Consider the following 17,279-nt stretch of genomic DNA (forward strand, 5'->3'; position numbering starts at 1 on the left):
TTAGAAACCAATCCCAAAGAATTCTTCCAGCTTCTCACCGACAAACTCAAAATGCTCCTGGCCTAGCGACGGCTGTACGCCGAGCCAGAAAGTCTGGTTCATGGTGCGGTCGGTATTCGTCAATTCACCCACTACACGGTACTCCAGGTTCTGGAAGTACGGTTGGCGAGTCAAATTGCCTGCAAATAGCAGGCGTGTGCCGATTTTGTGCTGGTCAAGGTACTTCAACAAATCAACACGGTTGACGCCACTGCTTTCCTTGAGTGTCACCGGGAAGCCGAACCACGATGGGTCACTGTTGGGAGTTGCTTCGGCGATTTCGAGGAACTCGGACAGGCTGGACAGTCGGTCCTTGAGCAGTTTGAAGTTGCGCTTGCGAGTATCGATGAAGTCTTGGGCTCGTTCGAGTTGGGCCAGGCCGCAGGCGGCTTGCATGTCGGTGATTTTCAGGTTGTAGCCCAAATGCGCGTATACGTACTTGTGGTCATAACCTTGAGGCAGGCTGCCATATTGCTGGCCGAAACGGTCGCCGCAAGTGTTGTCGCAACCGGGTGCGCAGTAGCAATCGCGGCCCCAGTCGCGGAACGACTCGGCAATCACCTTGAGCATCGGGTTGTTGGTGAACACTGCACCACCTTCACCCATGGTGATGTGGTGCGCAGGGTAGAAGCTGAGGGTGGCGATGTCGCCGAAAGTACCTACCAGCTTGCCGTCATACGTCGCACCGAGGGCGTCACAGCAGTCCTCCACCAGCCACAGGTTGTACTTTTCGCACAGCGCCTTGACCTTGCCCAGGTTGAACGGGTTGCCCAGGGTGTGGGCCAGCATGATCGCCTTGGTTTTCGGTGTGATGGCCGCTTCGATCAGGTCAGCGTTGATGTTGTGGGTAGCCATGTCAACGTCAACGAACACCGGGATCGCGCCAAATTGAACGATTGGGTTGACCGTGGTTGGGAAGCCCGCGGCCACGCCAATCACTTCATCGCCTTTCTTGATCGCGCGCTCACCGAGTTTGGGTGAGGTCAGCGTGCTGAAAGCAACCAGGTTGGCGGAAGAGCCGGAGTTGACCGACAGCAGGAATTTGACACCGAGGAATTCTGCCAGCTTTTTCTCGAATTCGGCATTGAAACGGCCAGTGGTCAGCCAGCCATCCAGGGAGGCTTCGACCATCAACTGCAACTCACGCGCACCGATCACTTTGCCGGACGGCGGGATAATGGTTTCGCCAGCCACGAACGGCTTGCTCGCCAATGCAACGTTGGCGTACTGCTCGACGAGCTTGCTGATTTCCTGGCGGAGCATATCGGGGGTCATGAAAAATCCTGCTAAAAAATAGAGTTAGTTGTTGCCGGCCTGCATGGCGAGCATGTAGGCATTGATTTCTTCCAGGCAATGGGCCTGCATGTCGTTGCCGCTCAACCAGGCGCGATGCCAGTTAACTATTCGGGCGAGCGTGGTCTCGAGGTTCCAGCTGGGTGCCCAGTGCAAGTGGGCGCGCGCCTTGGAAATATCCAGCTTGAGGTAGTTGGCCTCATGCGGTTGCGCGTCCTGATCCAGTTGCCAATGGGCGTCTTTACCCCAAGCCTGCACCATGTGGTCAAGGATCCACTCCACTGGGCGTGCGTCTTCATCCTTGGGGCCGAAGTTCCAGCCCTGGGCAAAACGATGCCCATGGGTCCAGAGATGTTCAGCCAACACAAGGTAACCACTCAGCGGTTCCAGCACGTGTTGCCATGGCCGGGTCGATTTTGGATTGCGTATTGTGACGGGTTGACCTTTCTCGAAGGCACTGAGGATATCAGGTATCAGCCGGTCCTCTGCCCAATCGCCGCCGCCAATCACGTTGCCGGCCCTGCCGGACGCCAGCGCGGTACCTTGCGGGTTGTTGAAAAACGATTTGCGGTAGGCGCTGGTGATCAGTTCCACGCACCCCTTGCTGTTGCTGTACGGGTCATGGCCGCCCATGGGTTCGTCTTCACGATAACCCCATTCCCATTCACGGTTTTCGTAGCATTTGTCGGTGGTGACGTTGACGATAGCCCGCAGGTTCGGGCATTGGCGGGCGGCTTCCAGCACATGCAGGGTGCCCATCACGTTGGTAGCGTAGGTCTCGACCGGTTCGCGGTAGGACAAACGGACCAACGGTTGCGCTGCCATATGGATCAGCACGTCGGGGTTAAAGCTCACCATGCTTTGGGCGATTACCGCGCGATCACGAATATCGCCTTGCTCCGACTCCATGCCTTGGGCCACCTTGGCCTCGACGAACAGGGCAGGGTGGGTCGGTGGTGCCAGGGAAAAACCTTTCACCTGTGCGCCCATGCTGGTCAGCCATAAAGACAGCCAACTGCCCTTGAATCCAGTGTGGCCGGTCAGGAAGACTTTTTTGCCTCGCCAAAAGGCTGGGGAAACGGTCGACGTCATGTTCAAGCCCAGGTTTTCCAAGGGGCTTTGCCGGACTGCCAAAGCTCTTCCAAGTAGTGTTTGTCGCGCAGCGTGTCCATCGGTTGCCAGAACCCTGGGTGTTCATAGGCCATCAGTTGGCCCTCTGCTGCCAGGTTCATCAGTGGTTCCTGTTCCCAGGTCGTACTGTCGTCCTTCAGGTACTGGAGTACTTCAGGCTTCAACACGAAAAAACCGCCGTTGATCAGTGCGCCATCACCTTTGGGTTTTTCCTTGAAATTCATCACTTGGCCCTGCTGGATATCCAAGGCACCGAAACGACCAGGCGGATAGGTCGCGGTAAGTGTCGCGGCCTTGCCATGTGACTTGTGGAAGTCCAGGGTGGCGCTGATATTGATGTCGCTGACGCCGTCACCATACGTGAAGCAAAAAGCTTCTTCGTCCTTGACATAGTCGGCGACACGACGCAGGCGACCACCGGTCATGGACTCGTCGCCGGTGTCGACCAGAGTGATGTTCCAGTCTTCAGCACGTTGGTCGTGCACCTTCATGGTGTTGTCGCGCATGTTGAAAGTGACGTCGGACATGTGGAGGAAGTAGTTGGCAAAGTACTCCTTGATCACATATCCCTTGTAGCCACAGCAGATAATGAAGTCATTGATGCCGTGTGCGGAGTACATCTTCATGATGTGCCAGAGGATAGGCTTGCCGCCGATTTCCACCATTGGTTTTGGGCGCAAACTGGTTTCTTCGCTGAGCCGTGTTCCCAGGCCACCGGCCAAAATAACTGCTTTCATGCTGTCTCCGGTTCAATTCGAGCTTACAAAGGCATCAGAATGGAAATGTTTGAGGGGCAGGCCAGCCTGTGTCAGCACTTCGCGCGCCGTATGAATCATGGCTTCAGAGCCACACGCGTAGACCGAGGTATCCGCGAGGTCAAGGTTTTCTGCAAGTACTGCTTGTTGGATGTAGCCCGTTGCACCTGACCACTGTGCATTCGCACGAGAAAGAGTGGGCCGGTAGATCAGGTCCAGTGTCGGGAAGTCGAGGTGCCAATACAGGTCTGCCTCCGTGCGACCGCCCCAATATACATAGATACGCTTATTGCTAATTGATTCAGGCGCGGCCGCCAATGCTTCGAGCATGGCCTTGACAGGTGCAATCCCCGTTCCGGTAGCCATGAACACCAGGTTCGTAGTCCGGGCATCGCGCAGGCAGAACGTTCCCAGAGGGCCTTCCAGCCGCAGTAGATCGTTGGCTTGGGCTTCGTCAAACCAATATTGACTCATGACCCCATTGGCGACTTGGCGAATATGCAGTTCGAGCTTGGCATCCTCACGGACGGCGTTGGCAATGGAGTAACTACGGCGTACGCCGTCCTTTCCAATGACATCGATGTATTGCCCGGGAAGGTAGAACAACGCACTTCTGGGCGGTGTTCTAAGCACTACTCGTACGACATCGTCTGCAAGGCGTTCCAAGGTGTCGAGGCGACAAGGCATGGTTTTGATCTGAATATCAGCCAATAACCCAAGGTCTTCGATATCCAGTTCAACGTCGGTGATCGCGGCTCGGCAGCATGTCAGGATGGTTCCCGAAGAACGCTCTTCTTCCGTCAGTGCCAGTTCGGGCTGAACCAGCTCAGTTTCGCCCTGGATAACGTTAGCCTTGCATACGCCGCATCGACCGTTACGGCAGCTATACTCGAGTACAGTCCCTTGGGACTTCGCACAATCCAGAAGGCTTTTTCCGGATTCCGCCGTAAATGTCTTGTGGTTCGAGAGCGTGACAATCGACATGTGTCAGACACCACGCTCGGGGAGGGCGTCATAAGAGATCCGTCCATCCCATTGGACGTAGGCTCTTGCACACACCTGCGACATACTTTTGATACCCATGTACGTTTACATCTCCTCTCGTCGTTGCGCTGAAAGTGCGAAGGCATAAGGCATTCAGCGCGCAGACTACATACCCAGGCCTAGGGCATTTTTGATATAGGTTAAGGCAGAAAACCAGGCTGCCCGGGAACGGTTGTTCCATGGCGGCATTTGGCCGTCAGTGTACTGTCCGACGGACGGTGTTTTTAATGTGCCTAGCGCCGGATATTCAAACGCCCGGCTGCCAGAAGTAATAGGTTTCAAGATCAGCACGATCGCACAAGGGGGCAATTTTCATGTGCGTTCGAGCTGATTTTTCCGTAAGTAATCGCGATTCTACCTGCTTGGGGCCTTAACTGGAAATGCAGGCTCTACTGACTGCAGGGTCGGCAGAGTAATACCCAGTAATCTTCCCATTTTTGACTCGTCCCAAACATGACCTAACGTAGAAAGGCAGCTTCGGAAAAGCTGCTTTTCTCTTATCGATGTCATGGAGCGTCACCAATGCAAAACATCTATATTTCCTCCCTTATCTTTGCCTTTCTCACCAGCATCTCCGTAGCCACCACCGCAGCGCCGTCCATCAAGCCTGAAGCGCCAGCCCCCCTCTCCGCGCAAACGCGTCAGGCCGAGCAATCCGCCAAGGTCAACCTGAACGCCGCCGATGCTGAAACCCTGCGCCGTGATCTCTTCGGCATCGGGGCTGCCAAGGCCAAGGCGATCATCGCCTATCGCGAAAGCAACGGTCCGTTCACCGCGGTGGACGAGTTACTGGAAGTAAAAGGTATCGGCAAGGCTTTGCTGGAGAAGAACCGCGAAAGGATCGTGATCAAGTAAGGCAAGAAACGAGGCCGGTCATTGATCGGCCTTTTCAACATTGTGCACTTGCGTCTTCAAGCTTTCCCGCACCACGTCCATGATGCGCGTCGCCAACTCTGTGCTTTTGACACTTCTAGCCAGCACCAATGCACCCACCAGCGTCGACATCATTACCAGGCTCTGCCGATCGGCATTCGGGTTTTCCAGCGCGGCTTCAATCTGATTCAGTCGAGCCTTAAGCACCGCATCCGTCGTCGGACTGTGCTGGCCCCTCAGGCCCAGTTCGGACGACATGGTCGGCAGCGGGCAGCCTTGGTCTGGAGACGTCAGGTGCCATTCCGAGAGGTAACTGTCAATAAATGCTTCCAGCGGCCGTTCCTGGCTGAACAGCATTTCGCAATGGGCATCCAGCTCTGCCGCAGCCGACTGCAGCGCCTTCTCCACCAACTCATCCTTGGATTTGAAATGCGCATAAAACCCACCATGAGTAAGGTTCAGCGCCTTCATCAGCGGCTGTAAGCCAGTCGCGCAAATACCGTCGCGACGAAAGCGGACGGAGGCTTCTTTGATTATGCGTTGGTGAGTCTGGGCTTTGTGGTCGGATGAATAACGCATGGGGTGGCCTCGGTTACAGGCTGGCATCTTAACCAACTTGGGCCTTTTTTCATCCATGCACATTGGCATGAAACGTGATTACCTCTAACGCAGAAGATTGTTCAACAATCGCGAGGTGGTCATGACACTCAGCTTGTCTTTAGCCGACCAGATCGCCCTGGAGCTGCGTGCTGACATCATCGGTGGGCGGTTGCTGCCCGGCATGCCGTTGGTCGAAGTGGAGCTGGTGAAGGCCTACAACGCCTCACGCAACACCATCCGCGAGGCGTTGCACCGTTTGGGGCAAGAAGGGTTGACCCGCTATGTGCGCAACAAAGGGGTCATGGTCCGACGACTGGAACGAGAGGAAGTGCGTGATTTGTTCGTAGTCCGTCGCACCTTGGAACTGCAGTCCATCGCCCAAAGCGGTCCTTTGACAGCGGCCCAATCCGAACACATGCAAAACGCCATCGACGCAACCACCCTGGCCCGTGAGCGCGAGGACTGGCGTGCGGTCGCCACTCACAGCCTGGTGTTTCACCAGCAGATTGTCGGGTTGATGCGCAGCCCTTTGTTCGATGAGTTTTTTGCCCAAGTCATCGCTCAACTGCGTCTGGTGTTTTGCGCCGCGCCTGATGAACAGCGTTTTCAATCACCGTGGTTGGAGCGCGATCGTGAAATTTTTACCTTATTGGCCCAGCAGGATAAACCGGCGGCAGGGGAGGCAATGAGCCTGTACCTGGATGATTCGGAACGCCTGTCTTTAACCGCCCCTGATTGAGGATCTGCACCATGTACAAAGACTACCCGGCCGCGTACCAAGTCAGTAAAGGTTCGGCGCTGCAGGTCGACACGGCGTTTTACGAGCGTATTCGTGATCGAAAACAGCAACGCACATTGATCGAGCAGTTCGAAGTGCCGATCCGTACGGGCAGGGCGTGGAAAGTGCCGGCCGGGCACGTGTTCCGCGTGACCACGCCGGTCGGCCCGCAGGTGGGTGATTTCAATGTTTGGAACGCCAACGACCCTCGCGAGCGATTGTGGGCTGCACGTACACGCCAATTGCAGGGCGCCCATGTCAGCACCCATGACCGGCTATGGTCGAACCTGCCATTTCTGCGGCCTTTGGTGACAATCACTGACGATAGCCTGGCCAGCTACGGTATAGACGAACATGGCGGGCGCTTGCACGACTTGCTGGGTACGCGTTGCGATCCCTATGTGAACCGCATGCTCACCGGCGAAGACTTCCACCACCATTGCCATTCGAACCTGACCCGCGCGGTTTTGCCCCACGGTCTGACCGAGTTCGACGTGCATGACGTATTGAATATTTTCCAGTGCACCGGCCTCAATCATGACGACATGTATTTCATGAAGGCTTGCCCGGCACAGAAGGGCGATTACCTTGAGTTCTTTGCCGAGATTGATTTGCTGTGTGCGTTGTCGACGTGCCCCGGCGGGGACCTGTCGCTGCCGATGTGGGGGCCGCAGGCACAGGATCCGCTGACGGTGTGCCGTCCGCTGGGGGTTGAGATATACAAGCTGGAGGATGAGTTGCTTAACGGCTGGAGCCAGCCGGAACGTGCCGCCTATAAGGGGCAGCACGGGTTGCATATTGCCAAGGCGGCTTGGGAGTAACCCAAGGTTCAGCGGTCCTGCGCGTCCTTGGCATCCGCCTGGGCGTTGCGCTCGGCCACGCGCTTGCGCTGTTCGTCGGTGAGTTCGACTTTGTTGGCGCTGTCTCGCAGCATCATCAGCCCACCGACGATCGATCCGATCGCAACTACCATAATCAACCACGCATACCACGGCATAAGGCTCTCCTTGAGGCAGATTGCCGTGGGAGAACTTTCCCACGGGAATAACTGCTTTGAGTGACGGGCTTTCTTACTAGTTCAGTGTAGGCCCGTTCTGCCTCTCAGTAGATCAGAGCCCGGTCAACATCGCATCTGCCGGCGCATCGGCACGGTCTTGCGCAGTCATCTGGAAGTAGGCAAACCCCACCACCATAAAGCCCAGGAAGATCAGCCCGATCAGCGCGTTGAACCAGGCCATGGCTACCAGGCACACCACCGCCAGTACCAATGCAATGCCCGGCACGATGGGGTAACCCGGTGCGCGGAAGGTACGCTCCAGCAGCGGTTCGCTCTTACGCAGTTTGAACAGGCTGAGCATGCTCATGATGTACATCACGATGGCGCCGAACACTGCCATGGTGATCATCGCTGCGGTCAACGTCATGCCGCCCAGGTTGATCAGGCCGTCGCTATAGATCGCTGCGATGCCGACCACGCCCCCGGCGATAATTGCCCGGTGCGGTGTCTGAAAACGCGACAGTTTGGCGAGGAAAGACGGCAGGTAGCCGGCGCGTGCCAGGGCGAAGAACTGCCGCGAGTAGCCGAGGATGATGCCGTGGAAACTGGCTACCAGGCCAAACAGGCCGATCCACACCAGCATGTGCAGCCAGCCGGAGCTGTCACCCACCACGGTTTTCATGGCTTGTGGCAAGGGATCGTTGATGTTGGACAGGGTGCGCCAGTCGCCCACGCCGCCCGCGAAGAACATCACGCCCATGGCCAGGATCACCAGGGTCAGGATGCCGCTGATGTAGGCTTTTGGAATGGTGCGCTTCGGATCTTTCGCTTCTTCAGCCGCCATGGCCGCGCCTTCAATGGCGAGGAAGAACCAGATAGCGAACGGAATCGCGGCAAACATTCCGGCAATCGCGGGTGCGCCAAAGGAGTCTGAGCCGGCCCAGCCGTTCAGGGCGAAGTTGCTGAAGCTGAACGCAGGTGCGACGACGCCCATGAACACCAGCAACTCGGCGACGGCGAGCACACACACCACCAGTTCAAAGGTGGCGGCGAGTTTGACGCCGAGGATGTTCAGGCCCATGAACACAATATAAGCACCGACGGCCGCATGTTTCGGGTCCAGCGCCGGAAATTGCACATTAAGATAGGCGCCGATGGCCAAGGCGATCGCAGGTGGTGCGAAGACAAATTCGATCAAGGTTGCGAGTCCCGCGATCAGTCCGCCTTTTTCACCAAAAGCGCGACGGCTGTAGGCAAAAGGCCCTCCTGCGTGAGGAATCGCCGTAGTCAGTTCGGTGAAACTGAAGATAAAGCAGGTATACATCGCAGCGACCATCAAGGACGTGACCAGAAAGCCCAGGGTCCCTGCGACGCCCCAGCCATAGCTCCAGCCGAAGTATTCGCCGGAAATCACCAGCCCGACGGCGATGCCCCATAAATGCAGGGTGCCCAAGGTGGGTTTGAGTTGTGTATTCATTGTGTTGCTCCCTGAACGGTTTGGAATGATTCAAGGTGTTGCAGCGTGCATGCCAGCCTGAGAATCATTGTCGTAAAGCGGAGCAACTGTCGTGTGGGGGATGGTTTAGCGTTTGAATCTTTCCAGCCTTGCACCAGTTGAGTGCGGTGGTGTTGCAACTGTCGTCATCGCGGGCAAGCCCGGCTCCCACACTTGAGCGCATTCCGCTGTGGGAGACGGGCTTGCCCGCGATGAGGCCTTCCCATCCACTACAAATCTCCCTGTAAACCCCGCATAAACCCACTCTTTACGCCGTCTTTACGCCCCGCCCATACCCTCGCTCTCGTTCCTTTACACCACTCCTGCCGACAATTGCCACACACGCGGCACTCGCCGCTAAACGGAGAGACTTCCATGAGCGTTCTGGACGGGGTGTCACTGCTATTGGCCGTGGCGCTGTTCATTTATCTGCTGGTTGCGCTATTACGCGCGGATCGGAACTAGGAGCGGGCCATGCACAGTTATGACTATTGGCTGATCATTGCCTTCTTTGCGGTGGTGCTGGTGCCGGCCCCGTTCCTGGGGCGGTTCTATTACAAGGTGATGGAAGGGCAGCGCACCTGGCTCACGCCGTTATTTGGCCCGGTGGAGCGTGCCTGTTATCGCCTGTCCGGCGTGGATGAGCATCAAGAACAAAGCTGGCAGAAATACATGCTGGCCTTGCTTGCGTTCAACCTCGCAGGCTTTGTGCTGTTGTTCGCGATCCTGTTGTTCCAGGACTATCTCCCACTGAACCCGCAGAAATTGCCAGGTCAGGAATGGACCTTGGCCTTCAACACGGCGGTCAGTTTCATGACCAACACCAACTGGCAGTCCTACAGCGGTGAGGCGTCCCTGAGTTATCTCAGCCAGATGGCGGGCCTGACCGTGCAGAACTTCGTCAGTGCGGCCACCGGTCTGGCAGTGCTGGTCGCTTTGTGTCGTGGGATCGGTCGCAAATCCACCAAGACCTTGGGTAACTTCTGGGTTGATATGACACGCGCCACCCTCTATGGCCTGCTGCCGTTGTGCCTGGTGCTGGCGTTGTTCCTGGTGTGGCAGGGCGTACCGCAAACCTTCGCTCACTATGTAGATGCCGTGACGATGCAAGGTGCGGATCAAGTGATCCCCCTGGGCCCGGCGGCCAGCCAGATTGCGATCAAGCAATTGGGCACCAACGGCGGTGGCTTCTTTGGCGTCAACTCGGCGCATCCGTTTGAAGACCCGACTGCCTGGGCCAACCTGTTCGAGCTGGCCGCAATCATCCTGATCCCGGTGGCCCTGGTGTTCACCTTCGGCCACTACGTGAAGGACCTGCGCCAAAGCCGCGCGATCCTTGGCTGCATGCTGGCTCTGTTCCTGATTGGCGGCGCGACCTCGCTGTGGGCCGAATACCAGCCCAACCCGACCCTGAACAATCCCGCCGTGGAGCAAACCGCGCCGCTGGAAGGCAAGGAAGCACGCTTTGGCACCACCGGTACGGTGCTGTGGTCGGTGACCACGACGGCGGCGTCCAACGGTTCGGTCAACGGCATGCAGGACAGCCTCAGCCCCCTTAGCGGAATGGTTGCGCTGGTCAACATGATGGTCGGCGAAGTGATCTTTGGCGGCGTCGGCGCAGGTATGTACGGCATGTTGCTCAACGTGCTGATCGCGGTGTTCCTCGCCGGCCTGATGATTGGTCGCACGCCGGAATACCTGGGCAAGAAACTGCAGGCCAAGGAAGTGCAATTGCTGGTGGTGACCTTGCTGGTCATGCCGGTGGGCGTGCTGGTGCTCGGCGCCATTGCCGCGAGCCTGCCAGGTCCGGCCGGTGCCATCAGTAACCCTGGCCCTCATGGTTTCAGCCAGTTGCTTTATGCCTACACCTCGGCCAGTGCCAACAACGGCTCGGCGTTCGGCGGCTTCAGTGCCAACACGCCGTTTCACAACTTGATGTTGGGCCTGGGCATGTTGATCGGCCGCTTCGGCTACATCCTCCCGGTACTGGCCCTGGCCGGCAGCCTGGCGATGAAGAAGACCGCACCGATTGGCCAGAACAGCTTCCCAACCCACGGCCCGCTGTTCGTGACCCTGTTGACCGTGACCATTTTGCTGGTGGGCGGCCTGACCTTCCTGCCGACGCTGGCACTGGGGCCAATTGCTGAACACTTGAGCATGGCTGCTCCTAAATAAAGAGCTAAAGGGGATATGAAAATGAATATGCCTGCAAAAAATGCGGCTCCGGTGCAAACCCAGGAGCCTGCCAAAACTGCCATCTCCGCCCTGTGGCGTCCGGCGCTGGTCCAGGCGTTCGTCAAGCTGGATCCGCGTCAACTGCAACGCTCGCCGGTGATGCTGGTGGTCGAGTTGACGGCCATTCTCACCACCGTGCTGTGCTTCGTGCCTGACACCGCCGTGCCCACCTATGTCGCGGTGCAAATCGCGGTCTGGCTGTGGTTCACCGTGCTGTTCGCCAACTTCGCCGAAGCCTTGGCCGAAGGGCGTGGCAAGGCCCGTGCCGACAGCCTCAAGGCTGGCAGTGAAGGCCTGAGCGCTCGCCGCAAAGAGGCCGATGGCAGCTTCAAGGTCGTACCGGCCACCAGCCTGCGCAAAGGCGACGTGGTGCGCGTTGCCGCCGGGGAAATGATCCCCGGTGACGGCGAAGTCATCGAAGGGATCGCGGCGGTCAACGAAGCGGCGATCACCGGCGAATCCGCACCGGTGATCCGCGAGTCCGGTGGCGACCGTTCGGCCGTCACCGGCAACACCCGCCTGGTGTCGGACTGGCTGCTGATCCGCATCACCGCCAACCCGGGTGAGTCGACCCTGGACCGCATGATCGCCTTGGTGGAAGGTGCCAAACGCCAGAAAACCCTTAACGAAGTCGCGCTGGATATCCTGCTGATCGGCCTGACCCTGATCTTCCTGTTGGTGGTGGTGACCCTGCAACCCTTCGCCCACTTCGCCAATGGCAGCTTGCCCCTGGTGTTCCTAGTCGCACTGCTGGTCACGCTGATTCCTACAACCATTGGTGGTTTGCTGTCGGCCATCGGCATCGCCGGCATGGACCGCCTGGTGCGCCTCAATGTGATCGCCAAGTCCGGCCGCGCCGTGGAAGCGGCGGGTGACGTGCATGTGTTGCTGCTGGACAAGACCGGCACTATCACTTTTGGTAACCGTCGGTGTGCGGCGGTGGTCGCAGCGCCTGGCGTCACCGGCAAGGAAGTGGCCGAAGGCGCGTTGTTTGCGTCCTTGGCGGATGACACGGCGGAAGGTAAATCCATTGTCGAATACCTGCGCGCCTTGCATCCGCAGGCCGAGCCCTCTGCGGATGAGCTGACCGCTGTGCCGTTCAGTGCGGAAACCCGTTTGTCCGGGGTCGACTACCAGGGCCGTGTGTTCCGCAAAGGCGCGGTGGATTCGCTGCTGGCGTTCATCGGTCAGCAACGGCGCGACTTGCTGCCAGCACTGTCGCGGGAAATCGACAAGATCGCCCAAAGCGGCGGTACACCGTTGCTGGTGTGTGCTGATGGCAAGTTGCTCGGTGCGATTCACCTGAAGGACGTGGTCAAGCCCGGCATCCGTGAGCGTTTCGCCGAGCTGCGCAAGCTGGGCATTCGCACCGTGATGGTCACTGGCGACAACCCGCTGACCGCTGCAGCGATTGCTGCCGAAGCGGGCGTCGACGACGTGCTGGCCGAAGCCACCCCGGAGAAAAAACTCGCGCGCATTCGTCATGAACAGAACGACGGCCGCTTGGTGGCAATGTGTGGCGACGGCGCCAACGACGCCCCGGCGCTGGCCCAGGCTGACGTCGGCATGGCAATGAATGACGGCACCCAGGCCGCCCGCGAGGCCGCCAACATGGTCGACCTCGACAGCGATCCGACCAAGCTGCTGGACGTGGTGCAGATCGGCAAGGAATTGCTGGTGACCCGTGGCGCGCTGACCACCTTCTCCATTGCCAACGACGTGGCCAAGTACTTCGCGATCTTGCCGGCGCTGTTCGCCTCGATCTACCCACAATTGGGCGTGCTCAACGTGATGCACCTGCAGAGCCCACAGAGCGCGATTCTCTCGGCCATTGTGTTCAACGCATTGATCATCGTGGTGCTGATTCCGTTGGCGCTGCGCGGTGTGCGTGTGCAAGCGGCGAGTGCGGCGGCGTTGCTGCGCCGCAACCTGCTGATCTACGGGCTGGGCGGGATCCTGGTGCCATTCGTGGGCATCAAGGCGATCGACATGCTGCTGACTGCGTTGCACCTGGTTTGACCCGAATCCTGTGGGTGCCAGCTGGGTGCCCACAGGTTGCAATGACCGAATTGAGGAATCCGAAATGTCCAACATGATCCGCCCGGCCCTGAGCCTGCTGGTACTCATGACCCTGATCACCGGCGTCGCCTACCCACTGGTCGTGACTGGCGTCGCCCAAGTCGCCTTCCCGGACCAGGCCAATGGCAGCCTGGTACGCGATGACAGTGGCAAGGTGCGCGGCTCCAGCCTGATCGCCCAGGATTTTACCGGTGACAGCTGGTTCCACCCACGCCCATCTGCGGGCGCTTACGCGACGGTTTCCAGCAGTGCCAGCAACCTTGGTCCCAGTAACCCGGCGCTGGCGACGCGCATCTTCGATGACGCAAACAAGCAGTTGGTACCCGGCCAGGGGCCCGTACCTTTGGCGTCGCTGACTACCTCTGGCAGCGGTCTTGATCCACACTTGCCACCACAAGCGATTGGCTATCAACTGGCGCGGGTGGCGGCGGCACGGAATGTGCCGGTGTCGACCTTGCAGCGCTTGCTCGATGAGCATATCGAAAGCCCGTTGGTGGGGCCGCCGGTGGTGAATGTGCTGGCGCTGAACATGGCCCTGGAAAAGCTGTAACCCGATCAATACCTGAAGGACACTGCCCGCATGAGCGACTCCGGCCGCGCCGATGCCTTGTTAGCCGATCTGCCACGGGACGGCCGTGGCCGGCTCAAAGTCTTCCTCGGGGCCGCACCGGGGGTGGGCAAGACCTACGCCATGCTCCAGGCTGCGCACACTCAGTTGCGCCAAGGCGTGCGGCTGATTGCCGGTGTGGTCGAGACCCATGGCCGCGCCGAGACCGAGGCCTTGCTCAGCGGCCTGCCGCAACAGCCTTTGCTGCGCAGCGAATACCGTGGCGTGATGCTTGAAGAAATGGACCTCGACGGCCTGCTCGCCGCCAAGCCCAAGCTGGTGCTGGTGGACGAGCTGGCCCACAGTAACGCGCCCGGTAGTCGCCATGAAAAGCGCTGGCAAGACATTCAGGAACTGCTTGCCGCCGGCATCAACGTATTCACCACGGTCAACGTCCAGCACCTGGAAAGCCTCAACGACCAAGTGCGCGGCATTACCGGCGTGCAGGTGCGTGAAACCCTGCCGGACTGGGTGTTGCAAGAGGCTGACGAACTGCTGCTGATCGACCTGCCTTCCCGCGAGCTGCTGGAGCGCCTGCGCGACGGCAAGGTCTATGTGCCCGAACAGGCCCGCGCGGCCATCGATGCGTTTTTCACCCAGACCAACCTCATGGCCTTGCGCGAGTTGGCGATGCAAACCGCCGCCGCCCATGTGGATGACGATTTGGCCCAGGGCTATCGCCAACTCGGCCAGGCCGCTCCGGCGGTGCGTGGTCGCTTGTTGGTGGGGGTGGATGGCGATGCACAGGCCGAGCGCCTGGTGCGGCATGCCAGCCGGGTTGCCCAGCGTCGGCATTTGCCGTGGAGCCTGGTGCATATCGATAACGGCCGTGCGCGCGATGAGCAGTCCCGGTTGCGTTTGCAGAATGCTCAGCAACTGGCCGAGCGTCTAGGGGGCGAGGTAGTGCTGCTGCGGGCGGGGGAGGTGGCCAAGACGCTGATCCAGCACGCCGCTGAACGTCGCGCCAGCCTGTTGCTGGTGGGACAGTCGCGGATGCGTTGGCGGCGTCGCTTGTTTGGCGGTGGCTTGGCTGCGCGGTTGTTGCGCAATGCACGCGGCCTGGAAATCAACGTCCTCGACAGCGATGACGTCCCGGCACCGCCGCGCTTGCCGGATGTACGGGGGCTGGTGTGGTTCGACTATGCACTGGCGATCGTAGCGACGGTGGTGGCGGCTGCGGTGGCGTGGGCGGTGTCCAGCGTCTTGCCGCTGCCGAATATCTCGCTGGTGTTTCTCGCCGCCGTGTTGCTGGTGGCGGTGCGCAGTAGTTTGGGGCCATCGCTGGTGTGCGCGGCGTTGTCGTTCCTGACCTATGACTTTCTGTTTATCCCGCCGAATTTTTCCTTCGCCATCCAGCGTGAAGAAGACGTATTGACGCTGTTGTTCTTCCTGCTGATGGCGGCGCTGACTGGCAACCTGGCCGCGCGCCAACGCCGCCAATTGCAGGCGTTGCGCGACACTCAGGAAGAAACCAGCGAGCTGCTCGACCTGTCGCGCAAACTCACCGCTGCCACCGATCGCCAGGCGGTGGTCAGCGCGGCTGCGCATCATTTGGAAGGCTGGAGCGACCTGGACCTGTGCCTGGTCAATCGTGATGGGCAGGGTGGTTGGACGATCGAAACTGGCGGCCCGCTGACCCTCACCGAGGCCGAGCGCGCCGCGGCTGATTGGGCTTGGCAGCATGATCAGCCGGCGGGTATGGGCACCGGCACCTTGCCGTTCGGGCGTTGGTGGTGGTGGCCGTTGTCGGGCGAAGAGGGCCCGCTGGGGTTGCTGGGCGTCAGTCCAAAACCCGGCCTGGAGCTGAGCGGACAACGTCGTCGATTGCTCACGGCCTTGAGCCAACCGCTGGCCCAGGCTCTGGCGCGTGCGCAACTGGCCCAAGAGCTGGAATCCGCTCGATTGCACGGCGAAACCGAGCAACTGCGCAGTGCCTTGCTGGCCTCGGTGTCCCACGATTTGCGCACGCCGCTGACGTCCATGCGCGGTAGCATCGACAGCCTGCTGGCGCTCGGTGAAGCCATCCCGCTGGAGGATCGCCGCGAGTTGCTTGAAGGCACCCGTGATGAGGCTGAGCGCCTGGACCGCTATATCCAGAACTTGCTCGACATGACACGCCTCGGCCATGGCGCGTTGAAACTGGCACGGGACTGGGTGTCACCGGGCGATATCGTCGGCAGCGCCCTCGGCCGTCTGCGTGCGGTGCTGGCGCCGTTGCAGGTGAGCACCGATGTGCCACCTGAGTTGCCCTTGTTGTATGTGCATGCCGCGTTGATCGAGCAAGCGTTGGTCAATGTGCTGGAAAACGCCGCACGTTTCTCACCCCCGCAAGGCCGCTTGCAACTGAGCGCCGGCGTTACGGAAAATCAGCTGTTTTTTGCCGTGGCCGATGAGGGGCCAGGCATTCCCGAGGAAGAACGGGCAAAGATCTTCGACATGTTCTACACCGCCGCCCGTGGCGATCGTGGTGGGCAGGGCACGGGCCTGGGCCTGGCGATCTGCCAGGGCATGGTCGGGGCCCACGGCGGACATATCAGTGTGGCCGACGGTATCGACGGGCGTGGCACCTGCATCACCTTGTTCCTGCCGCTGCCGACGCAGCCTGGCCTGGAGCGCGAGGCATGAGCTACCCTGTTTTCTTCACGGATTTTGATGGGACACCATGAGCCAGACCGCGACGATTTTAGTCATTGATGACGAACCGCAGATCCGCAAATTCCTGCGCATCAGCCTGGCCTCCCAGGGTTACAAAGTGATCGAGGCTGGCACTGGCAACGAAGGCTTGGCCCAGGCCGCGTTGAGCAAACCGGACCTGCTGGTGCTCGACCTCGGCCTGCCGGACATGGATGGCCAGCAAGTGCTGCGTGAATTTCGAGAATGGTCGACGGTGCCGGTGCTGGTGCTGTCAGTACGCGCGAGCGAAGTGCAGAAAGTCGAAGCTCTCGACGGTGGCGCCAATGACTACGTCACCAAACCCTTCGGCATTCAGGAGTTTCTCGCCCGCGTGCGCGCCTTGCTACGCCAGGCGCCAGCGGGCGAAGCCCAGGAAGCGGCCTTGCGTTTTGGCCCGCTGACGGTAGACCTGGCTTATCGCCGCGTGCTGCTGGACGGTGCCGAAGTGGCGCTGACCCGCAAGGAGTACGCGGTGCTGGCGCAATTGGCGCGGTATCCAGGGCGGGTGATTACCCAGCAACAATTGCTCAAGGACATCTGGGGGCCGACTCATACCGAGGACAGCCACTACCTGCGCATTGTCGTGGGCCACCTGCGGCAGAAACTGGCAGATGATCCGACCCAGCCGCGGTTTATCGTGACCGAGGCGGGAGTGGGGTATCGGTTGTTGAGTGCTTAGC

General features: G+C 59.5%; 16 protein-coding genes. 9 read left to right on the forward strand and 7 right to left on the reverse strand.

Features of this window, described 5'->3' with window-relative positions; genetic code table 11:
* From rfbH to RB216_RS08350, 4 genes are read right to left on the reverse strand one after another with little or no spacing between them, the layout of a single operon-like run.
* Positions 1–1,314, reverse strand: coding sequence for a lipopolysaccharide biosynthesis protein RfbH (gene rfbH, locus RB216_RS08335; RefSeq protein ID WP_028619489.1), 1,314 nt, complete (start codon positions 1,312–1,314; stop codon positions 1–3).
* 24 nt (positions 1,315–1,338) lie between these two features.
* On the reverse strand, positions 1,339–2,424 hold the full coding sequence (rfbG, locus tag RB216_RS08340; RefSeq protein ID WP_308908553.1) for a CDP-glucose 4,6-dehydratase: 1,086 nt from the start codon (positions 2,422–2,424) through the stop codon (positions 1,339–1,341).
* 2 nt (positions 2,425–2,426) lie between these two features.
* Positions 2,427–3,200, reverse strand: coding sequence for a glucose-1-phosphate cytidylyltransferase (gene rfbF, locus RB216_RS08345; protein WP_028619491.1), 774 nt, complete (start codon positions 3,198–3,200; stop codon positions 2,427–2,429).
* 12 nt (positions 3,201–3,212) lie between these two features.
* A complete protein-coding gene (locus tag RB216_RS08350) occupies positions 3,213–4,202 on the reverse strand; it encodes an FAD-binding oxidoreductase (protein ID WP_028619492.1) in 990 nt (329 codons plus the stop codon).
* A gap of 582 nt (positions 4,203–4,784) precedes the next feature.
* Here RB216_RS08350 and RB216_RS08355 point away from each other — a divergent pair.
* The gene (locus RB216_RS08355) at positions 4,785–5,117 is read left to right on the forward strand and encodes a ComEA family DNA-binding protein (RefSeq protein ID WP_028619493.1); all 333 of its coding nucleotides are present in this window, start codon (positions 4,785–4,787) and stop codon (positions 5,115–5,117) included.
* Positions 5,118–5,135: 18 nt separating this feature from the next.
* On the opposite strand, the gene RB216_RS08360 is transcribed toward RB216_RS08355, so the two are convergent.
* Positions 5,136–5,714, reverse strand: a complete 579-nt coding sequence (locus RB216_RS08360; protein ID WP_236320841.1) for a TetR/AcrR family transcriptional regulator — start codon at positions 5,712–5,714, stop codon at positions 5,136–5,138.
* 121 nt (positions 5,715–5,835) lie between these two features.
* Here RB216_RS08360 and RB216_RS08365 point away from each other — a divergent pair, with 121 nt between their 5' ends.
* Together RB216_RS08365 and RB216_RS08370 are read left to right on the forward strand one after the other, a co-directional pair.
* Positions 5,836–6,474 (forward strand): GntR family transcriptional regulator, encoded by a 639-nt coding sequence (locus RB216_RS08365; RefSeq protein WP_308908554.1) that lies wholly within the window; start codon positions 5,836–5,838, stop codon positions 6,472–6,474.
* 11 nt (positions 6,475–6,485) lie between these two features.
* Positions 6,486–7,334: an urea carboxylase-associated family protein gene (locus tag RB216_RS08370; RefSeq protein WP_028619496.1), complete on the forward strand. Its 849-nt coding sequence runs from the start codon at positions 6,486–6,488 to the stop codon at positions 7,332–7,334.
* Positions 7,335–7,342: 8 nt separating this feature from the next.
* Here the strand turns inward: RB216_RS08370 and RB216_RS08375 are convergent, their stop codons facing one another.
* Both RB216_RS08375 and eat read right to left on the reverse strand, forming a co-directional pair.
* Positions 7,343–7,510, reverse strand: coding sequence for a DUF2897 family protein (locus tag RB216_RS08375; RefSeq protein ID WP_003172675.1), 168 nt, complete (start codon positions 7,508–7,510; stop codon positions 7,343–7,345).
* Positions 7,511–7,622: 112 nt separating this feature from the next.
* Positions 7,623–8,987, reverse strand: coding sequence for an ethanolamine permease (eat, locus tag RB216_RS08380; protein WP_068934625.1), 1,365 nt, complete (start codon positions 8,985–8,987; stop codon positions 7,623–7,625).
* 393 nt (positions 8,988–9,380) lie between these two features.
* On the opposite strand from eat, the gene kdpF reads away from it, so the two are divergent.
* The 6 genes from kdpF (at position 9,381) to RB216_RS08410 (ending at position 17,278) form a co-directional block, all read left to right on the forward strand.
* Positions 9,381–9,470, forward strand: a complete 90-nt coding sequence (kdpF, locus tag RB216_RS08385) for a K(+)-transporting ATPase subunit F (protein ID WP_003218754.1) — start codon at positions 9,381–9,383, stop codon at positions 9,468–9,470.
* 9 nt (positions 9,471–9,479) lie between these two features.
* Positions 9,480–11,180: a potassium-transporting ATPase subunit KdpA gene (kdpA, locus tag RB216_RS08390; RefSeq protein ID WP_028619497.1), complete on the forward strand. Its 1,701-nt coding sequence runs from the start codon at positions 9,480–9,482 to the stop codon at positions 11,178–11,180.
* A 21-nt stretch (positions 11,181–11,201) separates the two neighbouring features.
* Positions 11,202–13,259 carry a potassium-transporting ATPase subunit KdpB gene (kdpB, locus tag RB216_RS08395; protein WP_308908555.1) on the forward strand — a complete coding sequence of 686 codons (2,058 nt, stop codon included), beginning with the start codon at positions 11,202–11,204 and terminating at the stop codon, positions 13,257–13,259.
* 64 nt (positions 13,260–13,323) lie between these two features.
* Positions 13,324–13,869 (forward strand): potassium-transporting ATPase subunit KdpC, encoded by a 546-nt coding sequence (gene kdpC / locus RB216_RS08400; protein ID WP_122686654.1) that lies wholly within the window; start codon positions 13,324–13,326, stop codon positions 13,867–13,869.
* 30 nt (positions 13,870–13,899) lie between these two features.
* Positions 13,900–16,551, forward strand: coding sequence for a DUF4118 domain-containing protein (locus RB216_RS08405; RefSeq protein ID WP_028619500.1), 2,652 nt, complete (start codon positions 13,900–13,902; stop codon positions 16,549–16,551).
* A gap of 37 nt (positions 16,552–16,588) precedes the next feature.
* A complete protein-coding gene (locus RB216_RS08410) occupies positions 16,589–17,278 on the forward strand; it encodes a response regulator (RefSeq protein ID WP_308908556.1) in 690 nt (229 codons plus the stop codon).
* Position 17,279: the final 1 nt, after the last annotated feature.

This window comes from Pseudomonas canadensis (assembly GCF_030980095.1).
GTDB lineage: Bacteria > Pseudomonadota > Gammaproteobacteria > Pseudomonadales > Pseudomonadaceae > Aquipseudomonas > Aquipseudomonas canadensis.